Annotated in this window: 18 protein-coding genes and 1 tRNA gene; 9 read left to right on the top strand and 10 right to left on the bottom strand. The window is 35.8% G+C overall.

Features of this window, described 5'->3' with window-relative positions:
- Positions 1-2 precede the first annotated feature (2 nt).
- Positions 3-338, bottom strand: coding sequence for a HopJ type III effector protein (locus tag EG339_RS13070; protein ID WP_185146534.1), 336 nt, complete (start codon positions 336-338; stop codon positions 3-5).
- A gap of 736 nt (positions 339-1,074) precedes the next feature.
- Here EG339_RS13070 and EG339_RS24780 point away from each other — a divergent pair.
- From EG339_RS24780 to EG339_RS13060, 3 genes are all read left to right on the top strand, one after another.
- Positions 1,075-1,875 carry an RtcB family protein gene (locus EG339_RS24780; RefSeq protein ID WP_378113674.1) on the top strand — a complete coding sequence of 267 codons (801 nt, stop codon included), beginning with the start codon at positions 1,075-1,077 and terminating at the stop codon, positions 1,873-1,875.
- A 122-nt stretch (positions 1,876-1,997) separates the two neighbouring features.
- Positions 1,998-2,106: transfer RNA gene (locus EG339_RS24295), tRNA-OTHER, on the top strand.
- Between the two features lie 193 nt (positions 2,107-2,299).
- Complete coding sequence (locus EG339_RS13060; protein WP_123870429.1) at positions 2,300-4,054, top strand: hypothetical protein; 1,755 nt, start codon at positions 2,300-2,302, stop codon at positions 4,052-4,054.
- 216 nt (positions 4,055-4,270) lie between these two features.
- Here EG339_RS13060 and cobC read toward each other — a convergent pair whose 3' ends face one another.
- The 3 genes from cobC to cobT are packed head-to-tail and all read right to left on the bottom strand — an operon-like array spanning position 4,271 to position 6,597.
- The gene (gene cobC / locus EG339_RS13055) at positions 4,271-4,825 is read right to left on the bottom strand and encodes an alpha-ribazole phosphatase family protein (RefSeq protein WP_123870428.1); all 555 of its coding nucleotides are present in this window, start codon (positions 4,823-4,825) and stop codon (positions 4,271-4,273) included.
- On the bottom strand, positions 4,810-5,592 hold the full coding sequence (locus EG339_RS13050) for an adenosylcobinamide-GDP ribazoletransferase (protein WP_123870427.1): 783 nt from the start codon (positions 5,590-5,592) through the stop codon (positions 4,810-4,812). The genes cobC and EG339_RS13050 overlap by 16 nt, the downstream gene beginning before the upstream one ends.
- Positions 5,593-6,597 (bottom strand): nicotinate-nucleotide--dimethylbenzimidazole phosphoribosyltransferase, encoded by a 1,005-nt coding sequence (gene cobT, locus EG339_RS13045; protein WP_262706862.1) that lies wholly within the window; start codon positions 6,595-6,597, stop codon positions 5,593-5,595.
- 257 nt (positions 6,598-6,854) lie between these two features.
- Between cobT and EG339_RS13040 the strand changes: the two genes are divergently transcribed.
- Positions 6,855-7,631, top strand: coding sequence for a nucleotidyltransferase domain-containing protein (locus tag EG339_RS13040; RefSeq protein ID WP_123870426.1), 777 nt, complete (start codon positions 6,855-6,857; stop codon positions 7,629-7,631).
- The gene (locus EG339_RS13035) at positions 7,612-8,676 is read left to right on the top strand and encodes a nucleotidyltransferase domain-containing protein (RefSeq protein ID WP_123870425.1); all 1,065 of its coding nucleotides are present in this window, start codon (positions 7,612-7,614) and stop codon (positions 8,674-8,676) included. The genes EG339_RS13040 and EG339_RS13035 overlap by 20 nt, the downstream gene beginning before the upstream one ends.
- Positions 8,677-8,775: 99 nt before the next feature.
- On the opposite strand, the gene EG339_RS13030 is transcribed toward EG339_RS13035, so the two are convergent.
- Positions 8,776-9,120, bottom strand: a complete 345-nt coding sequence (locus EG339_RS13030) for a TfoX/Sxy family protein (protein ID WP_123870424.1) — start codon at positions 9,118-9,120, stop codon at positions 8,776-8,778.
- A 143-nt stretch (positions 9,121-9,263) separates the two neighbouring features.
- Between EG339_RS13030 and EG339_RS13025 the strand changes: the two genes are divergently transcribed.
- The 4 genes from EG339_RS13025 (at position 9,264) to EG339_RS13010 (ending at position 14,229) form a co-directional block, all read left to right on the top strand.
- Positions 9,264-9,779, top strand: coding sequence for a DUF2975 domain-containing protein (locus tag EG339_RS13025; RefSeq protein ID WP_123870423.1), 516 nt, complete (start codon positions 9,264-9,266; stop codon positions 9,777-9,779).
- Between the two features lies 1 nt (position 9,780).
- Complete coding sequence (locus EG339_RS13020; protein ID WP_123870422.1) at positions 9,781-9,984, top strand: helix-turn-helix domain-containing protein; 204 nt, start codon at positions 9,781-9,783, stop codon at positions 9,982-9,984.
- A 199-nt stretch (positions 9,985-10,183) separates the two neighbouring features.
- Positions 10,184-11,056: an ABC transporter ATP-binding protein gene (locus tag EG339_RS13015; RefSeq protein ID WP_123870421.1), complete on the top strand. Its 873-nt coding sequence runs from the start codon at positions 10,184-10,186 to the stop codon at positions 11,054-11,056.
- A 2-nt stretch (positions 11,057-11,058) separates the two neighbouring features.
- Entirely contained in the window at positions 11,059-14,229 is a 3,171-nt protein-coding gene (locus EG339_RS13010) for an ABC transporter permease/M1 family aminopeptidase (protein WP_123870420.1), read from the top strand.
- A gap of 11 nt (positions 14,230-14,240) precedes the next feature.
- On the opposite strand, the gene EG339_RS13005 is transcribed toward EG339_RS13010, so the two are convergent.
- From EG339_RS13005 to EG339_RS12985, 5 genes are all read right to left on the bottom strand, one after another.
- A complete protein-coding gene (locus EG339_RS13005; protein WP_123870419.1) occupies positions 14,241-15,332 on the bottom strand; it encodes an SH3 domain-containing protein in 1,092 nt (363 codons plus the stop codon).
- A gap of 4 nt (positions 15,333-15,336) precedes the next feature.
- Positions 15,337-17,721 carry a glucosaminidase domain-containing protein gene (locus EG339_RS13000; RefSeq protein ID WP_123870418.1) on the bottom strand — a complete coding sequence of 795 codons (2,385 nt, stop codon included), beginning with the start codon at positions 17,719-17,721 and terminating at the stop codon, positions 15,337-15,339.
- Between the two features lie 63 nt (positions 17,722-17,784).
- Positions 17,785-18,048, bottom strand: coding sequence for a hypothetical protein (locus tag EG339_RS12995; protein ID WP_123870417.1), 264 nt, complete (start codon positions 18,046-18,048; stop codon positions 17,785-17,787).
- Between the two features lie 12 nt (positions 18,049-18,060).
- On the bottom strand, positions 18,061-18,564 hold the full coding sequence (locus tag EG339_RS12990) for a DUF4280 domain-containing protein (protein ID WP_123870416.1): 504 nt from the start codon (positions 18,562-18,564) through the stop codon (positions 18,061-18,063).
- Between the two features lie 28 nt (positions 18,565-18,592).
- Entirely contained in the window at positions 18,593-19,669 is a 1,077-nt protein-coding gene (locus EG339_RS12985; RefSeq protein ID WP_123870415.1) for a hypothetical protein, read from the bottom strand.
- Positions 19,670-19,679: the final 10 nt, after the last annotated feature.

Below are 19,679 nucleotides of genomic sequence, written 5' to 3'. Positions count from 1 at the left end.
ACCTATTTCTCTCTTAACGGATTTCCTTCAAAGATCAATCCGTCCCATCCAAACTCCATGAAGTTTCTGATATTCTGATGATCTGTTCCATCAGGGTTTTTAAGAACATCTTCTCTGTAAAATTCCCCGAAAAGCGGAAGCGTTTCCTCTTTTGTAAGACCATGATAAGAGGCAAAACCGAATATTTTGCATGAACCGTTGTTCTGCCCTTCTTCATTTCTTGTATTTCCGTTTTTGAATGCAGTAGGTGTAAAATCGTAGTGAGCATCTATATATGAAATCACATCATTGAATTGAACGGTTTCAGGAAAATGCTTTAGCTGTTCTAATAATATCATAGTTTTAAGTTTATTTAATAAGGTCAAAACGCAAATTTCAAATAACTAAATTGACCTTTTATATATTTTTTGTAAAAATAATCAAAAATATTTTATCTACGCAAAACTATTGCGCAACAACGTTATTACTTTGCATCATCAAAATGACAAAACAATGGAATTTAACGGAAATCACTTAATCGAATTGGGATATAGACCAGCCAAATGGTTTAAAGATGCCATTGCACATATTAATGAAAATCATCTGGATGAAATTCAGATCAAAGAATATCTGGAACAGTTCAAACAGCCTGAACTTATTCCGCTTCATGAAACTGCTCCTGAGTTTATTATTAACATCAGGGCTGAACATGAAAATGAGAATGATAATGTAGAAAAAGTAATCAGGACTATGAATAAGCTGATGAAAACACCTACCCTAACCGCCGGAGCTTTAATGCCTGATGCCTGTCCAACAGGTCCTGAAGGTCAGATTCCTGTTGGAGGTGTAGTTGTAGCAAAAAATGCCATCCACCCTGGATTTCATAGTGCAGATATCTGCTGTTCTGTAATGCTGACTGATTTTGGAAAGGTAAATCCTAAAGATATTCTGGATGCTGCTCATTCTGTGACGCATTTCGGATATGGAGGAAGACCAAGAGGAGAACAGATGCCTATGTCTCAGGAACTGATGGATGCTTTCAGAGAAAATGAATTTTTAAATGATGAAAAACTGATCAGCATTGCCCGTTCTCATATGGGAACGCAGGGAGACGGAAATCATTTCCTTTTTGTTGGAGTTTCTAAAAATACAGGAAATACAATGTTAGTTACACATCATGGATCAAGAGCTCCGGGTGCAGCACTTTATGATAAAGGAATGAAAGTGGCCAACCGTTTCAGACAGGATATTTCTCCTGAAACATTAAGGGAAAACGCCTGGATTCCTTATGATACGGATGAAGGAAAAGCCTATTGGGAAGCGCTTCAGCTTATCAGAACATGGACAAAAGAAAACCATACTTCTATTCATGATGCGGTTTTAAATAAACTGGAAATTGAAAAAGAAAACAGATATTGGAATGAGCATAACTTTGTTTTCAAAGATGGCGACCTGTTTTATCATGCTAAGGGAGCTACTCCACTGGATGATAAGTTTATGCCAGATATCACTGGTCCAAGATTAATTCCGCTGAATATGGCAGAACCGGTACTGATTGTTCAGGGAAAAACGAATGAGAGAAACCTTGGTTTTGCCCCACACGGAGCTGGAAGAAATTTCAGCAGAAGCCAGCATAAAAAATCTCTGGCCCATAAAACCACTGAAGAGATCTTCAATGAGGAAACTGCGGGATTGGATATCAGATTCTATTCCAACGAAATTGATATTTCTGAGCTGCCAAGTGCATATAAAAGTGCAGCCAATGTAAGAGCACAGATTGAAGAATACGGACTTTGTGAAGTACTGGATGAAGTGATGCCTTACGGATGTATTATGGCCGGTGATGTTCAGAAAAATGCACCATGGAAGAAAAAGAAGAAATACAGAAAAGCATAATTTTAATAATAAACCTTATACGTTTTGATAATCAGTAATGTTTACAAAATAACCAAAACTAATAACCAAACCTTATGGGCGTAAAAGCCTATAAGGTTCATGAAAACTTTTTTCATAAGGCAGGGGCAGTAGCTCAGATGGCAGAGCAACAAAATTACTTTTCGCTGCAGGCAAAATAAAGTTCCTATGAACCCCAATTGTGTGTCACAGGTTCGAGTCCTGTCTGCTCCTCAAAAAAATTTCAGGCAAAGAAAGTTCCTATATGTTAGAAATACTTTCCGCCTTTTTACAATGATAAGGCAAAGGGAGTTCCTATATTTTGGATTAATTACTCCCCGCTTTATAAAACTATAGGTAAAAGGAGTTCCTATACCCTTCACTTTTAATGAACATACTCCTCACTTATTTTTTTAAATTAAAAACAATGAAAACACTAGAATTATTCAATGCTGTATTAGCCAAAGAATCAAATGCAGAGCCATTTATTTCGAATAACGGTTTTATTATTGAACCTCATGCAGTTTGGGCAAAAAAAGAGATTATTTCCTATTATTCAAAAGCAAAACTGAATGGAAATGATCTGAATAAAACATTCCATAAATCCTGGGAGAAAATAAAGAATACTTCCAGAACTGATTTATTTTTTGAACAGATCCAGCATTATATTTCAACCTATGGAAGTGATTTCCAGAGTGAGATCTATATTCCTGAAGAAATATTGAATGTTCCGGATACAAAGCTGATCTTTAAAGTAATAAAAGCTTATACCGTAGAAGAAATGCAGGAAAAATGCCTTTCTCTTCTGCAATCCGGAATCGCTTTGAAAGAAGAAACGATTGATGATTTACTGCATATTCTACATACGGAACTGGAATATGATTTTACAGGAAAAGAAAATATCAGAAATAAGGAAGCCATTATAAAAATAGCTGACCAATACGATGCTTATCCTGAAAATCCTGTTGAATTTTTCCGTTATGTGATCTATAAGACCATCCAAACGACGCTTTTAATTAAAAATGATGAATTGATTGATTTAATCAAGCAAAGTAAGTTCAACCCAACTTATCTGTTTGAAAGCTTTGGTATGGAAAAACTGGCAGAAATTTTCAACAGATTTAAGCCGTTATTCCTTGCTTATAAAAACAGAGCTCCGAAAGCCATTAATAAAATTTCGAAGCTGTCTAAAGTCAATCATAAGCCATTAATTTCCAACCCACTGAATAATGCTACCAATACATTGCTGGAAAACAGCGATTGGCATTGGCTGGAAAATGCGACACCGTTTGCATTATTTAAAGCCCTGTCAGCGTGTTATTCAAGAATGTATGGTCAGGATACTTTTGTCTACAGAGTCAGAAATGGAAAATCGTGGGTTAAAAAAGGTAAGGAAACTGATGTAAATCAATTCAATTATGAATTTATTTTAGATTTTCTGAAACTGAAATATGAAAATATTTCCGGAAAGAAATTCTATTTCCCTGAGAATATCGAGTTTGCCCTGCCAACTTCTGAAAAAATGTTTGTTGGAAATATTCCTACCGGAACCCGTTTTTATGGTGATAGATTAGCCGTTGGTATTTATTGGGAAGATAAATGGGGGGCCCGTGACCTGGATCTTTCAGGATTGAATATTGCCGGAAAAATAGGTTGGAATGCTGCTTATAATTATGCTGACGGACAATTGATGTATTCCGGAGATATGACTTCTGCTCCTAACGGTGCCGTTGAATATCTTTATGCCAATAAAGGCCTGAGTACTCCAACACTTGTGATGAACAATGTTTTCACCGGAGATGCCAACTGTGGGTATAAAATCGTCATCGGTAAAGGAGATAACATTTCCTATAACTATATGATGAATCCTAACCAACTCTTTGCAGAAGCCAGATGTAACTCTGTACAGAAGCAAATGATTCTGGGAATGCTGCTACCAAAAAACGAAAAACAATGTTTCGTCCTGTTGAATTTCGGAGCGGGCCATTCTCATGTTTCAGGAAATACGGAAATATCTGCTATGGCAACTCATGCATTGTATCAGCAATGGTATGAAGCGATGTCCTTTAATGAGCTTATCAAAGAGCTTGGAGGAGAGATTACCACAGAAAAAGCGGAAGCTGATTTTGATTTCTCTCTGGAAACGCTGGAAAAAGATAGCTTTATTAAAGTCTTTAAATAAAAATACGCTGTTCAAAATTTTTGAATGGCGTTTTTTCTTTTAGCAGATGATCTTATCTTAGATTTTTATTCTCGCAAGTTGATCAGATGTCACATAAACATTTTTGCGACTTTTGAGATCTGTGGGAGCATTTATTCCCACAGATAGCTCAGATTTAACGGATTCTTACTCTCGCTGATTTTGCAGATAACGCAGATTTATTTTTAAATTAAATAGTCATACATTTAATTTTTTAATGGAAAAATAGCCTTCGTTAACATCAACAATTACTTTCTTTCCGTAATCAATCTGAATATTGAACATATTGTCTAACGGAAACTTCAGTACTGCCTGAAGAATCAAACGAATTACGCCAGCGTGAGCAATAATCAGAACTTTTTGAATATCTTTTTCAGCAATCAATTCATTCCAGAAGCTGAGGACTCGGGTTTGCATTTCAAGGAGATTTTCTCCACCAGAAGCCTTTACATGAATAAAATCTTCATACCATGGATTAATTTCTTGCTCAGGAATTTCTGTCCATTTTTTCAGCTCCCAGTTTCCGAAATTCATTTCCCGAAGTCTTTCATCGGTTGAATAATCCAGCTTAAAATATTCTGCCAGAAGACGGCACCGTTGCGCCGGACTTGAAATTATCACATCAAAATCTTCATCCAGATTTAAGCTTTCAAAATCCTGCTGATATTCTTTTCGAAGAGGCATTTCGGCAAATCCATAGCACAGATTTTCCGGATTATCTACTACGGTATGGCGAATCAGATGAATTTCCATACGATCATTGTTCCTAAGTAAAACAACACCTCAGCCACCTGCTGTACAGCTCCCAGACAGTCTCCGGTATAACCGCCGATATGTTTTTTAAAGTACCAGCCCATGCAGATCTTTCCTAAATAAGCTAAGGCAAAAACCAGTCCCAGGCGCCAGTCCGGAATCAAAATAAACGAAAGCAGAACACTCATAAATCCAACCAGCAAAGCCATTGCATCCAAAGGTTTATTGGCCAGAGGTTTTGATTTGCTGACGTCAATATCCGTCACATACTGATGGGTGTAGATCATGGTTCCTGAAATAAAACGGCTTGAAGTATGGGCAAAAATGATAATTCCCAGGGTTTTCATCAGGTCAGCTGTCCCCAAAGCCTGAATACTGAAGAATTTTAAAGCCAACAATAAAATAATTCCAATGGTTCCATAGGCTCCCACTCTACTGTCTTTCATGATGGTAAGGATCTTCTCTTTTCCGTATCCGCCACCGAAACTGTCGCACATATCTGTAAAACCATCTTCGTGAAAAGCTCCGGTCAGAAGAACGCTGCTGATCATCATCAGAACAATTCCTATTTCCAGATTAAAAAGTTGAGCAGACAAGTATAAAATACCAGCATTAATCAACCCTACCAATAATCCAATCCATGCGAAATATTTTTGGGATTTGTTCATGATCTCACTGGAATAAGGAACGGTGAAGGGAACGGGAATTCTGGTGAAAAACATCAATGCCGTTGCAAAGTAGATCAGTTCATTCTTTATGGTTTTCATTTATTCTTTATTTGAAACATGGGCATCCTCAAAACTTGACATTTCATTCAGGAAGTTTACTGCACTTTGAATCAGCGGATATGCCAATGCACAGCCTGTTCCTTCTCCCAACCTCAAATTAAGGTTCAGCAAAGCTTTCTGTCCCAATAAATCCAGAAGCTGAAGATGGGCATTTTCATCACTTACATGGCAGAATATACAGTTTTTCAGGATATCAGGATTCTTTTTCCATACAGTGGCTATAGCAACAGTAGCAATAAATCCATCTATCATAATCAGCATATTCTGACGGAATGCTTCTTCCATCGCTCCCATCATCTGAACAATTTCCAATCCACCAAAAGTCTGTGCAATTTTGTCCGGAGTTTTAATACCCGGATATTTTTCTATTGCTGCTGATAAAATATTGATCTTATTCTGCAGCTGATCGTCATTCAAACCTGTTCCACGACCAATACATCTTACAACAGGAAGGTCAAACAATTGGCTCATCATCAGAGAAGAAGCGGAAGTATTTCCGATTCCCATTTCACCAAATCCAATGATATTACAGCCCGTTTCAGCAATCTCTGCCACCACCGAACTTCCATTTTGTAAAGCTTGCTGATATTCTTCAGAAGTCATCGCCGGTTCATCCAGAATATTACGACTGGATTTTCTGACTTTCTTATCCATTAAATCCAAACCTTCCGGGAAATCGAAATTAACCCCTGCATCTACAATTTTAATATGGATTCCATGCTGCCTGCAGAATACATTGATGGCAGCTCCGCCGCCTAAGAAATTCATTACCATCTGATAGGTTACTTCCTGCGGATAGGCACTTACCCCTGCCGTTGCAATCCCGTGATCGGCAGCAAAAACTACCATATGAGGATTTGAAAGCTGTGGAGATACCGTTTTCTGAACCATTCCTATTTTGTGGGCAAGAGGTTCCAGATATCCCAATGCGCCAAGAGGTTTTGTTTTGAAATCAATTTTATGCTGTAAATCAGTTGTCAACATGGTTGTAAAAATAGTTATGTTAAATAGAGAAAGTGCAATATTAGTGAAATAAGGAGTATTATGGGTAATGTTTGTGCAATGGATTGATGATGGATAGAGAGAAAATAGATAACGGACGAAGAGATCACGTCTTAAAAGGAAGCCAGGACCTGCTATTAAAAAACCTGCAATATTCAACCTTAAACTTAGAAACTCCACAAACCCACGCAATAACATTGCGCACCACTCTTTTTACTTTGCATTATAAAATTAAAACAATGACGCCAAAAATAGTAGAAAAGATAAAAGAAGTAGAAGCTGCACAGGGTGTAGAAATACTTCTTGCCGTTGAATCCGGAAGCAGAGCCTGGGGTTTTGCCTCACCGGACAGCGATTATGACATACGTTTTATATACCGTCACGAAAAAGACTGGTATCTTTCCCCTTGGGATAAGGATGAAACAATAGAATTTATGACCGAAGATGATCTGGATGGTTCCGGATGGGACCTCCGAAAGACTTTTCATCTCTTACTGAAATCGAATGCTGCTTTACTGAGCTGGTTCTACTCTCCTATCGTCTATAAGGAAAATGCAAAGTTTGTAGAGCTTTTCAGGCCATTGGCTGATGCCTGTTTTTCACCGGTAGCCGTTTCCTATCATTACTTAAGCATGAGCAAAAAATACCTGGAAGCCTGCAGAGCCGATGAAGTGAAACTAAAGAGCTATTTTTACTGTCTGAGAACTGCATTAACCGGAAAATGGATCATAGAAAAAGGAACGGTTCCGCCAGTATTATTTAGTGAACTGCTTGTTTTTGTAAACCACGAAACCAGAATAAAAATAGAAAACCTTATAGCCTTAAAAGCCACCAAAGGAGAAGCTTATTACCATCCGAATGATTGGGAATTGTTTGAGTTTTTGGAGAAAACCATTGCTTATAATGAGGAAAAATCGAAGGGTTTGAGAGGTGGAAATGTTGATAAAAAGGAAATGGAAAGGGTTTTTAGAGAAATATTAAATAAAAAAAACTATTATGTCCATCCAAGACCTTAAAACTCGTAGCCTCCTCCTCTTCGAAGCCATATCCGGAAGCCGTGCTTTCGGGCTGGCAACGGAAACTTCGGATACGGATATCCGTGGAGTGTGTTATCTGCCGAAGGAAGATTTCTTTGGGCTGAACTACATTCCGCAGATTTCTAATGAGACGAATGATATTACTTATTATGAAATCGGGAGATTTGTGGAGCTGTTGCAAAAGAACAACCCTAATATTCTGGAAGTTTTGGCAAGTCCTGAAGATTGTATCCTGTACAAACACCCGTTGATAGATCTGTTGAAACCGGAAGATTTTCTCTCCAAATTATGCAAAGATACCTTTGCCGGATATGCTGTTTCCCAAATTAAAAAAGCGAAAGGTCTTCATAAAAAGATTTTAAATCCTATAGACAAGGAAAGAAAATCTGTTCTTGATTTTTGCTTTATTCTGGACGGTCAAGGTTCTGTTGCATTGAAAAAATGGCTTTCGGAGAAAGGAAAAATTCAGGAGAAATGTGGATTGACCGCTATTGACCATACCAAAGGAATGTTTGCGTTATTTTATGATGATTCAAAAACATTGAACTATAAAGGAATTATCCAGCATGAAGAAGCGAACCAGGTTTCGGTATCTTCTGTTTCCAAAAAAGAAAAACCCTGTGCTTATCTGTTCTGCAATCTGGATGCCTACTCTACTTACTGCAAAGATTACAGGGAATATTGGAAATGGGTAGAAGAACGTAATGAAGACCGGTACAATGTCAATCAGAAGCATGGACAAAACTACGACAGTAAAAATATAATGCATACCATCCGTTTGCTGCAATCCTGTGAACAGATTTTCAAAAGCAATTCTCTTCAGATCCGTGTAGAGAATAAGGATGAATTACTGGATATCAAAGCCGGAAACTGGTCTTATGAAGCAGTGATGGAAAAAGCAGAAAACCTCATTGAATCTATTGAGCATCATCATTCCGTTTCCCTACTTCCCGAATCGCCCGATCTGGAGAAAACAACCAAAATCCTGATTCAGATAAGAGAACAATTATACGGAAAATCATAAGCAATGAGTAATAAATAATGAGTAATGAATAGTGGGAAGCTACAACAGTGGTCACCCACTGTCATACTCTCATACTCTCCCACTCTAAAACCATCAAACTTACTTCTTCTTTGATGCTTTTGCAATGTTGTTGTACTCAAGACAAAGTCTCATCCAATATTCAAAATCCTCAGGTTTCTGAAAACCAATGGGTTCTACATAACAATATTCCTTTAACTGTTTCCCTCTCATAATCATGGGAAGAAAACCATTTTTCTCTGCTACTTCCTCTTCTCTGTCAGGATTATAGCGGCACATCAGGTTGTCGTGGCTGATATTGATACACATTTTATCATTCACCAGAAATGCCAGTCCGCCGAACATTTTCTTTTCTTCTATCTTAATATCGTGTATATTGGCCAGCCATTCGCGAACCTTATCTGCCAATTCAATATTATAAGCCATGATGATATATTTTATATTAAAGATAAGGATTAATACAATTTCTTTAGAGATGAAATCAATCTTATAAATAAAACTTTATTTAAATAAATTATTGTTTTACGATAATTTATTATACATTTGCAATATTAATTAATGATCGTGATATGAATCAGACCAAAATTATTTCCAGGATTTTATTTTATATCTGCTCAATTTTATCTGCCGGATATTTGATCACCTCATTGTATGCGCTGCTTTGCCTTACCACAGGGTTCTCGGTAACCCCATATGGAAACGGCAAATATTTACACATTAACTATCCATTTACCCAACAGCCATTTCTGAATATAGAAGATAATTATCCCTATATCATTTTTTCATTTATGCTGGTTTTAATTCCTTATGGGATCTTTTTCTGGCTATCAGCAAAAGTTTTCAGGGTATTTTTTCAACCAAAGCTTTTTACAAAAGACCATATCCTGCAACTTATGAGATTTTACCTTTTTAATATTTTCATCCCGCTTCCACTGGTTATTATCGCGAGTTTCTTTGTAGAAGTGGAAAATATTATCTGGGGACTGGTGTTTATTCACTTTATGCTTGGAATTTTCTGTCTGTTTCTTGCGAATATCTTTAAGCAAGGGCTACATTTGCAAAACGAACAAGACCTAATTATTTAACATGCCAATTATAGTCAATTTAGATGTGATGCTGGCCAAGCGAAAAATGCAGAGTAAAGAATTGGCAGAAAAACTGGGAATTACTCCCGTTAATTTATCCATCCTTAAAACCGGAAAGGCCAAAGGTGTACGTTTCGATACCCTGGAAGCTATCTGCAAAGTTCTGGAATGTCAGCCAGGAGATATTCTGGAGTACAAAGAGTAAACTTCGTAGCATTTAAAGTATAAAGTTCATCGTTTAAGGTTATCATCCTTTCAATCGTTTGATGTTTGAAAGCTGGAAGTCTTATAATTTGTTTCTCTACTCTTGCCTCTGATCTCTTCGCCTGTTATCAATCCGTCTCTTTAAACAACAGTAGTCCCCAACCGGATTACCTACCCTCTTATTCCCCAAACTCACTATTATGAATACCTTATCCATCAATAATCTTAATCTTACCTATAAAAATGGTTATCAGGCCATTGATAACATATCCTTAGAAATCAGCAACGGAATGTTTGGGCTTTTAGGTCCGAATGGAGCCGGGAAATCATCCCTGATGAAAACCATTGTAGGATTACAGAAGCCCAGTTCAGGAAACATTTCTTTCAATGATATTGATATTATTAAAAAACCTGAATTCATCAAACAAAACTTAGGATTTCTGCCTCAGGATTTTGGAGTATATCCTAAAGTTTCTGCATATGATCTTTTAGAACATATTGCTGTACTGAAAGGGATTACAGACCGTAACAGCCGGAAAAAACAAATTCTGGATCTGCTTGAGAAAGTAAACCTTTCCGATTTCCAAAAGAAAGAAGTTCACACTTTTTCCGGTGGGATGAAGCAGCGCTTCGGAGTAGCCCAGGCATTATTGGGAAATCCCAGGATTGTTATTGCAGATGAGCCTACAGCTGGATTAGATCCTGAAGAGCGCAACCGTTTCAATATTCTTTTAAATGATATCAGCCAGGACATTATTGTCATCCTTTCCACTCATCTGGTGGAAGATGTGAAAAATCTGTGTTCAGAAATTGCAGTCATGAACCATGGAAAAATCCTTAGAAAAGGAAAACCAAAGCAGTTAATGGCTGAATTAGAGAACAAAATATGGTCCCGCTCTATTGATAACAATGACCTGGAAAATTATTATTCTCATTATGAAGTTATCAGCAGACAATTAATAGAAAGAAAACATCATATCACTATTTTTTCAGAAAAGCATCCTGAAAATTTCAATGCTGTAAATCCTTTACTGGAGCACTTTTACTTTTATACCTTAACGCAAAAACCTTAGCCATGAATGCTATATTTTCTTTTGAAGTCAGACGCAACACCAAACACTGGCTTACATATTCTATTGCCTTAATTCTTGTGTTTCTGGGTATTTTCTGTGGGAATCAGTTCAATCTTTCTGCAGGAGAAGGAATCTATTTAAATTCACCTTACACCATTGGATTTATGACCGGAATACTGAGTCTTTCCATCATTTTTTTTGCCACTATTTATGCCTTACAGTTTTTGTTTAAAGAAAAAGACTCAAGGTTTGATACAGTTTTATTTTCATTCCCTCTTTCAAAGCAAAGCTACCTGAAAGAAAAATTCCTGATCTATTTTCTACAGACATTCCTAAGCTTTTCATCTCTGATCTCCGGGTTTATCATTGGCCAAAACCTGCGCACAGGAAGTGAAATGCAAGAGGGTTTTTCTATAGTTTACTACCTTTATCCTTTATTGATATTCGGTTTCATCAATACATTTTTGGTAGGCAGTTTTCTGTTTTCTATAACTTTTATTTTAAGGAAAAAACTGTTGGTTGTGATTGGTGGCTTATTATTATATATTTTCTACATGGTTATCTTATTATTTTCCAATTCACCATTCATGGCGGGAGCTATGCCACAATCTTTGGAAGCCCAGCAGATCTCAGCGATCCTTGATCCTTTTGGGCTATCTTCTTACTTTCTAAATGCAAGATTGCTTACTGTTGAACAAAAAAACATTCAGTTTGTCCCTATGACGGGTTATTTGCTTTTCAACAGAATCTTCTGTTTAATTATATCTATTCTTTTTCTATGGTTGACTGTAAAAAAATTCTCCTTTTCAAATATTTCAAAACAAAAGGCAAAAAAAGCATCGCCCAAAGATGATTCTCAACCAAAATTTTTCAAATCCGGATATGCTTCGGTACAACCTCATTATGGAAGAATTCCTGCTATACAATCCACATTATCTTTTGCCAAAATAGACCTGATTTACCTGTTCAAAAGCATTACGGTTCCCGCAGTTTCTATTCTCCTGGTATTTGCTATAGGTATGGAAATGTATGCAGAAATTGAAAAAGGCATCCGGCTTCCACAGAAATATGCCAGTTCCGGCCTTATGGCAGCCACCATATCTGAAAATTTTCACTTGCTTGGGTTAATCATCTCAGCCTATTTTCTTAATGACCTGTATTGGAGATCGGAATCATTCGGATTTTCGATGATTGAAAACAGTACTTTTTTCTCTAATAAAAAGTTAACCGGACATTTCATTTCCATAAGTATCCTGTTGTTCTTCTTTACAGGAATTTTAATTGGAGAGGGTATTATTTTTCAGGCTGCTTATCAGTATTTTCATGTTGATTGGAGTGCTTATCTTGGTGTTTTTCTTTTCAATACATTTCCATTGATCTTATTTTCCGGATTTATCCTGGTTATCAATGACAGAATTCCGAACAAATTTATCGCGTTGGGAATATCTGTTCTGGCTGTTTTTGTACTTGCTGGGCCAGTTTCCGGTAAGATTCTTTCTTATCCTGTTTTAAGGATATTTTCAGATTTTAAAGGAAGCTACAGCGATTTCAACGGGTATGGGATCTATGAAAAAGCTTTTGGACAAAGACTTTTATTGGGAACCGGAATCATTGCCTTATTATGGCTGATAAATACCTTTATTAAGTTCAAAAAAGTTTCTGCTCTTCAGTATGCCCTCACCATTATCCTGTTCATTTCAGGAATGATTTCCGGAAACTATTTTATGAGAGGATATATTCCTAAAGATCATGAAAAAGATATTTTGAATTCTGTTCAATATGAAAAGGATTTCCGGAAGTATGAAAGTCTTCCAAAGCCTGATATAACGGATGTGAAAACGGAAATCAGTCTGTATCCATCCCAAAACTCCTATGAAATTGTTGGCCATTATATTCTTAAAAACCAAACAAAAGAGCCAATCCATAAAATCCTGATCAACTTTAATCCTGATCTTAAGCTGAAAAACGCTGTTTTTAAAACAGGTTCCGAAATCATTAGTGTTACAGGAAATACTTCCGAGGTTTCATTAAAAAATGCTTTAAAGCCTAATGACACAGCTACTCTTGATTTCAAAATATCCTATCAATGGTTTGCTGTAAACGGGCATCAATCTTTTAATGCCATTATTGAAAACGGATCTTTTATGAGAATCAGCAAATATTATCCAAACATTGGTTATCAGAGTGATTATGAAATTCAGGACAAGAAGATACGCAGCCAATACGCATTGGGAAAATTTCGAAAAATAAAGAATCCTGAAGCTCCGGAGATGTTCAAGAAAGATTTTATTAACCTTGATATGACCTTTTCCACAGAAAAGCATCAGACTGCTGTAGGAACAGGTGATCTCATCAAGAAATGGACTCAGTCAGACCGTAATTATTTCAAGTATCAAGCAACAAATATTCCTTTCCGTTTTGCTGTTTCCTCAGCGGAATATGAACTGAAAACTCTCAATTATAAAGGGATCATCATTACTATTTTTTACCATAAAAATCATTTTGAAAATATAGAGCATCTTATGAAAAACGTTCAGCTTACATTGGATTACTGCCAGCAGAATTTTGGAAAATATCCTTTCAAAACCATCAATTTTGCAGAAATATCCTCTTTTACAAGAGGTTTTGCAGCAACAGCCTACCCTTCTGCTGTTTTTATGCCTGAAAACATGGTCTTTCATGCGAATATTCATTCAGATCAGAAACAGGATGTGATTAATGAACTGGCAGGCCATGAACTCTCCCATCTCTGGTGGGGAAACAGCCGGATTGATCCCGATGACAGAGAAGGCTCTGTAATGCTCACCGAAACCCTTGCCATGTACACAGAAATGATGTTGTATAAAAAAATGCATGGTAAAGCAAAAATGATGGAAAGATTAAAAGTTCACCAACAGATCTACGACGGTGAAAAGGGATTATCCCAAAATATTCCTATCTACAGGGCAACTGGAGACATTCCTCATATTTCGTATTCCAAAGGGGCTGTTGCGATGGTAACATTAAGTGATTTAATAGGTGAAAACAAAGTAAATACTGCATTGAAGGCCTTTCTTAATCATAATCAATATCCTAAAAAGCCAAGTTCTTTAGATCTTCTACAGGAGTTCTATAAAGTTTGTCCGAATGATGTCAGCAGAAAAGAAATTGATCGGTTATTTAAAAATCTATGATCTCCGAAGTCTTATGACTTTGGAAATTTTATCCTGCTTTTATGAATATAGCCTTCTTTTCCTTCTTTAGTTTTTACTAAAAACCAATCACCTGTATTATCTAAAACCTCAATATGTTCTCCTGATTTTACTTTTTGTAGAATTTCCGAAGTTGGTGTTTTATCTTTTCTAAGATTTGTATAGCCATCACTGTCTTGAATATGATTCTCTTTATATTCTTCAGTAATAAAAGCTAATATGTCATCTATTTTAGAATAAGCAGGATCATAATAATTCTCTGTATCTAACTTGCCATGTAAGGAATTTTTATATTCTCTTTTTGCTTCAGATTGTTTAATCTGTTGTAATGAAAAAATATAATACTTACTTAATATCTTTACAGCAGAAAAATCCTCTTTTTCCATTGCTTGATCCATAAGTTGCTTAATAATATTTTGTTTAATTGGATACTTGTTAATAAAATAGTTTAGCCAACTACTATCAATATATCTCTCATTATTACTGAATGTTTCGTCATTTATCAGTAAAGATAAATTATCAATATTAAATTCTTCGGTTTTAAAATTATTTGATTCAAAGTTCGATAATTTGAATTTAAACTCTTTTATTTCAGGGGTATCTAGATTGAGATCTTTTGGGGTAAATTTAATATTGCTCCCTTCATTAAAGAGATCTGAAAACTCTACATTATCTGCTGAATTATTTAATATAATCATTTTATTTTTTTTATTTAAATTTCTCCACTTCTCTAATGTAATAATGTCACCTGAGATTGTTTCATCAACCATTACACTTTTACAATTATTTTTATCAACGTAAAAAATAGTATAGGTTTCCCAATGAAATTGGCCACTGAAACCTGTTTTAATTCTGTAATATTGTTTATTATTATATTTTATCGTGTCTGTCATAAACGATAAATGTTGTCTGTTTTTTGATAAAGAATCCACAAATTTACTCTGTTTTTGAACTTCAGGTAATGAGTTGATGGTCTTTATAGCATTGTCAACTGAACATGTGCTGTTTTTTGATTTTTGTCCATCACAGCTTGTGAAACAAAATAAAAAACTATATAAAAAAAAGAATATTTTGATAGTCTGCATGTATTTATTTAAGCTTATTAAGTAATTCTATATCTTTTTTGATTTTATTTTTCCCTTCCTCTAATTTTTCCTTACAAAGTCTATAATTCAAAATTTCTTTATAATCTTTAACAACACCATTGAATATCCCTTTAATGGAAGTTTTATAATTAGGATCGGTTGCATATGCTCCTTTTTTTCCTGTATCTTGCATTCCAGACAAAAAATCATCAATTGTTTTGCTGTCATCAAGTATAGCAGTATAAGCATCATTAAAATTACGATTAAGTAATTTTAAATATCCCTCAAATCCTTTTTCAACACTGGAAAACTTACCAAATCCATCATTTATATATACTTCTTTCCCATTAAAAACTTCCTTTGTATACAAGTCGGATTTACCTAGATCACCACTATCTTTGATATTCATGGGATTATTGTTAGGTACCGTTAAACTAAGTCCATTTTCTTGTCTTCTTTGTGCAATAATATACAGACCTTTAAATTTATTTGATTTCTTCTGATTTTCCACCATTTTTATTGCAGATTCTCCAAATTCATCATAGAATTTTTCTCTGCCATCTTTTTTTAGATTCAGTTTACAATTATTCAATTCAGGTAATAAATCTGTTAAAACAAAAACTTTAACTTCTTCTTCATATCTAGAAGCTACCACAGCTACTTTACCATTGCTGGAATATCCTCGTCTTCCATATACACCAGTTAGCTCAGGAATTATTGTTTCTAAATAATTATTTAATGCATGGTATATAAATTTATAATTTTCCTTATCCTGATTAGGATATTCTTTTTCACAACTTGAATGAACTTTTCCATCTGAATTTCTTATTCCTATACATCCAATTAAACCTGCCGAACTCCACGGGTCAATAGATATTGAGCCCCTATTCCCCAACGACATCGCCCCACTTGAAACCTCTTTTTTTGTGTCATTTAAAGGCTTCATATTAGAAGTATTATCGCTTACAATTCTATATCTAAAACTTTCCTTTTTTGCATGATTCCAAGCTTGCATATACCGAATCCTATAAAGGGTCGTTATTGTATTAGGCGGTAACGGACCTTCTGACCCGTAATTTTTATTATTGGTTTGCGCATGTCTTGCGACAGTTAAAACCGTAGTTTCTGCATTTTCATGAGTCTTATTCTCAATATCTTGTTTTAGTTTTTGAACGGCTTCACCTGTTTTATTTCCCCTATAAATATACATTTTATACAATGGAAATGCACTTTTCCCATTAGCTAATTTTTTAGTGTATATTTTATTTCCTTCTTTATATTCATTCATCCCATTATATCCTCCATAATCAGGATAAGAGGTTATTTTACCATTTTTATCAACAGTTATTTCTGTTGCAATTTCACTTGTTATATGTAAAATAGCTTCTTTTCCTAGACCTACAACTTTATCAAATTTCAATTTTGTTTTTTTAACAGCCGTTGCACTATCCCCACTCTCAACCCTTGTAGGCTCCGCATCCACACTTACAGGCATCACAACAGATTTTACAGACGTATCATTATGGATCACTTCTATAAAATAATCCTGTTTTGCGCTATCACTGCCTCCATCATTGGCTTTATCAAACATTTGCTTTGTAAGTTGTACATTATTGAGGTAATTGTTGTCACCAATTAAGATACAATCGTTCTCGAAAATCATATCATGAGTCCATTTGATATTATCTTCCTCCCATATTTTCACCTTGACTTTTTTACCTTTCATCTCCTTTGCAACAATCTTTATTCTTACAGTAGTTCCTACTTTCGAGGAATGAAGCCTGTTTCCAGCTTTATCAACAAATTCAGCACTCAGGATCTTTCCTTGTGGATCATCACTCTTTTTCCCGCCCGTGGTGACTGGGAATTTTGCTGAATTCCCATCAGGTTTAGGTTTGGGTTTCTCTAGAGCAGGAGTTGTTTTAGGTTTTGCTGGTGAGGGAGTATGCCCTTTAGGAACCTCTCTTTTTCTTGGAGGTTCTGGATTATGAGTAGGATTAACTACATTAACGTTTGGACTTGCTTTTTGTATATGTTTACTAACCACATCAGCCGTTACATAATATTCGTGGGTGGCTCCCTCGCTCTTGTCACCTGATGCAGTGTGTGCATTGGCAATTAGTACAGCCATTGTGTAAAAAGGTAATCTGAAAACAGCTTCTGCCATTCCTTTTTCATTCACTCTGCTAAGAACAGGGACAGGGTTTATTTTATTCAGAGCATTTACTGTGGGGTTATGTCCTTCTCCCTGGGCATCATCTTCCCAAAGGGTAAAAGCAATATTCATCCCGAACATCTCTACACAATAGGCTCTTGCAATAATGGTGTCTTTGTAGCTCAGCTTTTTACCTTTTGGAATAGGTTTATAATTGGCATCCAGAAGTTCCACCCTGGTTATTTTTGGTTCTTTAGCCCGTTGCGGATGGACAATAAGTTCTCCCTTATCGTTACCTTACTGTACAACAATTTTGATTCCTTTGTGCAATAAGCTTTTCTGTCCGAACATATAAGGAACTACTTGACCTTCTTTATCGCTTCCGCCTTTTCTCCAGCCTGTTTTGGTCTGGACCATCACTTCCCAATGTGCTTGGGGTACTTGCAAAGGGTTTTTAATAGGTTGTAAAGGATTCAGCCAGCCATTTATCGCAGCAACAGAATACATTTCCTGTTTTCCGATTACAGGTTTATCGTTTCCAATGATTGTTAATTTTCCCATATTTGTGTGTTTTTAATTACAGATGTTTAGATCTTCTTCCTGTTCATCCTGAAATTCTTTGTAGTCAAGCAATGGGTTAATATTCTGCTGCTGTTTTGGATCTGCATTCCTGACATTTTGTTGGGTTATCTCTGCAGTTTGCCCATGTTCTTTTATGGTTATTTTTCCACCTGTTGCGCACATAAGCTCAGAAAGCTCTGTAATACAGCTTTTATTCATAATCTTTACTTTCTCATAGGCTTTTTGCCATTTTCCTGCCGGAGCAAATGCACAAGGCAAATAACCGCCTGAACTTGGTTTTAGCTTGCATTGCCCAAAACTGGGACCTGGCGGGGTGAATTGCACATCATCTTCTGTAACGGCTAAATAATCCGCTTGTCCTTCTTTATTATTCCAATAATGTTTCTCGTGTGAGGTTACTTTAAACTGTGGAAACTGATTCCCTTGATTACACAGGGCTTTTCCTTTTTGAATCACGAAATATTTACCATCGTGAGGGGAAGTATTTTCTGACATCGTATTGTGATTTTGGTGTTTTTCAAATCTAATAATTATCTGTAATTCTTTCTAATAAAAAATCTTCTCTTTGGGTATTTTCATGCCCGAAATATTGAAATCCTGCTTCAATTTTATACACTGACAAATTTTCCCGGTTAAAAAAATATTCAGCAAAATGTTCACAATCTATCGGCTCTTTTCCTATATCTGTCTTATCATCAAACCTGGAATCCGTAAAGTATAGGCCTTCCAGATTTCGATTATCCGAAGAAATTCCTTTTTGCTGAATTCTTACCCGTTTATCATCTAAAATATCTTTTGCCAGCAAGGTATTTTGGAATTCAAAACGTATTGGCTGAGCATCAAAGATCCAGGGATAAAAATCATAGTAAATATTTGAAGTAATCCAATCTCCTAATTGAGCTCTGTAGAATGCCCCAAACATAAAAGAGTTGAATAACGTATTTCTAAACTTCTGTAAAATGATTTCCGAGCTTTTTACAATATCTTTCATCTTTTCAACATAATCAGAGGAATATTGATCTGGAAAGAAGTTTTTTATCGAGTCTAGTTCAGAAACAATATCTTCTGTTTTCTTTGTCAGTACAATATCAATAAGTTTTCCTTCAGGATCTATACGATATCGGATTGGATAGATAACCTCTATGCACATTTTTGCAAGGGTATCCACTTTGGTATCTGAAGTATCCTCATTTTTTCTGAAATCAAATGCTGAAAAGAGAAAGTGATAATACCCATCTTTAATTCCTTCAAACTCTAATTTTACTTTGTTTTCATATTTTGCGAGCATTGTATCGTCAGAATAGGCAGTCTGGGTAATTTGATACTTTCCTTCCCAAAGCTTAAAGTCAAAAGAGAATTTTCCATTAGCTGGAAAATCATAAAAACTCTGGTTATCGTCTCTGATTTTTTTGTTGAGCTCAAGGATTTCAGATGATGATGGAATATACAATTTCATTCCCTGAACAATATCACCATCAAAGCGCTCCGATAAAGAGCAGCGCAGATTGTGATAGTCCTTTAAATATTCAGGATTTTCAAGTTGTATCTCATTACAGAGGTCAGTAAGGGACTGCCCAGGTTTGGTGAAATAAAGAATCATTGAATTTGTG

It is taken from the genome of Chryseobacterium bernardetii, assembly GCF_003815975.1.
Taxonomy (GTDB): domain Bacteria; phylum Bacteroidota; class Bacteroidia; order Flavobacteriales; family Weeksellaceae; genus Chryseobacterium; species Chryseobacterium bernardetii.
The sequence above is the reverse complement of the archived record's forward strand: the minus strand, read 5'-3'. Positions and strand labels throughout refer to the sequence as shown.

Excerpts from the sequence above, each read along its gene's own strand:
- EG339_RS13010 (WP_123870420.1), top strand. The coding sequence starts at position 11,059 with ATGAATGCTATATTTTCTTTTGAAGTCAGACGCAACACCAAACACTGG.
- EG339_RS24780 (WP_378113674.1), top strand. The coding sequence starts at position 1,075 with ATGGGAACGCAGGGAGACGGAAATCATTTCCTTTTTGTTGGAGTTTCT.
- cobT (WP_262706862.1), bottom strand. The coding sequence starts at position 6,597 with ATGTTGACAACTGATTTACAGCATAAAATTGATTTCAAAACAAAACCT.
- cobC (WP_123870428.1), bottom strand. The coding sequence starts at position 4,825 with ATGGAAATTCATCTGATTCGCCATACCGTAGTAGATAATCCGGAAAAT.
- EG339_RS12985 (WP_123870415.1), bottom strand. The coding sequence starts at position 19,669 with ATGATTCTTTATTTCACCAAACCTGGGCAGTCCCTTACTGACCTCTGT.
- EG339_RS13030 (WP_123870424.1), bottom strand. The coding sequence starts at position 9,120 with ATGGCTTATAATATTGAATTGGCAGATAAGGTTCGCGAATGGCTGGCC.
- EG339_RS13050 (WP_123870427.1), bottom strand. The coding sequence starts at position 5,592 with ATGAAAACCATAAAGAATGAACTGATCTACTTTGCAACGGCATTGATG.
- EG339_RS13025 (WP_123870423.1), top strand. The coding sequence starts at position 9,264 with ATGAATCAGACCAAAATTATTTCCAGGATTTTATTTTATATCTGCTCA.
- EG339_RS12990 (WP_123870416.1), bottom strand. The coding sequence starts at position 18,564 with ATGTCAGAAAATACTTCCCCTCACGATGGTAAATATTTCGTGATTCAA.
- EG339_RS13020 (WP_123870422.1), top strand. The coding sequence starts at position 9,781 with ATGCCAATTATAGTCAATTTAGATGTGATGCTGGCCAAGCGAAAAATG.
- EG339_RS13005 (WP_123870419.1), bottom strand. The coding sequence starts at position 15,332 with ATGCAGACTATCAAAATATTCTTTTTTTTATATAGTTTTTTATTTTGT.
- EG339_RS13015 (WP_123870421.1), top strand. The coding sequence starts at position 10,184 with ATGAATACCTTATCCATCAATAATCTTAATCTTACCTATAAAAATGGT.
- EG339_RS13060 (WP_123870429.1), top strand. The coding sequence starts at position 2,300 with ATGAAAACACTAGAATTATTCAATGCTGTATTAGCCAAAGAATCAAAT.
- EG339_RS13040 (WP_123870426.1), top strand. The coding sequence starts at position 6,855 with ATGACGCCAAAAATAGTAGAAAAGATAAAAGAAGTAGAAGCTGCACAG.
- EG339_RS13035 (WP_123870425.1), top strand. The coding sequence starts at position 7,612 with ATGTCCATCCAAGACCTTAAAACTCGTAGCCTCCTCCTCTTCGAAGCC.
- EG339_RS12995 (WP_123870417.1), bottom strand. The coding sequence starts at position 18,048 with ATGGGAAAATTAACAATCATTGGAAACGATAAACCTGTAATCGGAAAA.
- EG339_RS13070 (WP_185146534.1), bottom strand. The coding sequence starts at position 338 with ATGATATTATTAGAACAGCTAAAGCATTTTCCTGAAACCGTTCAATTC.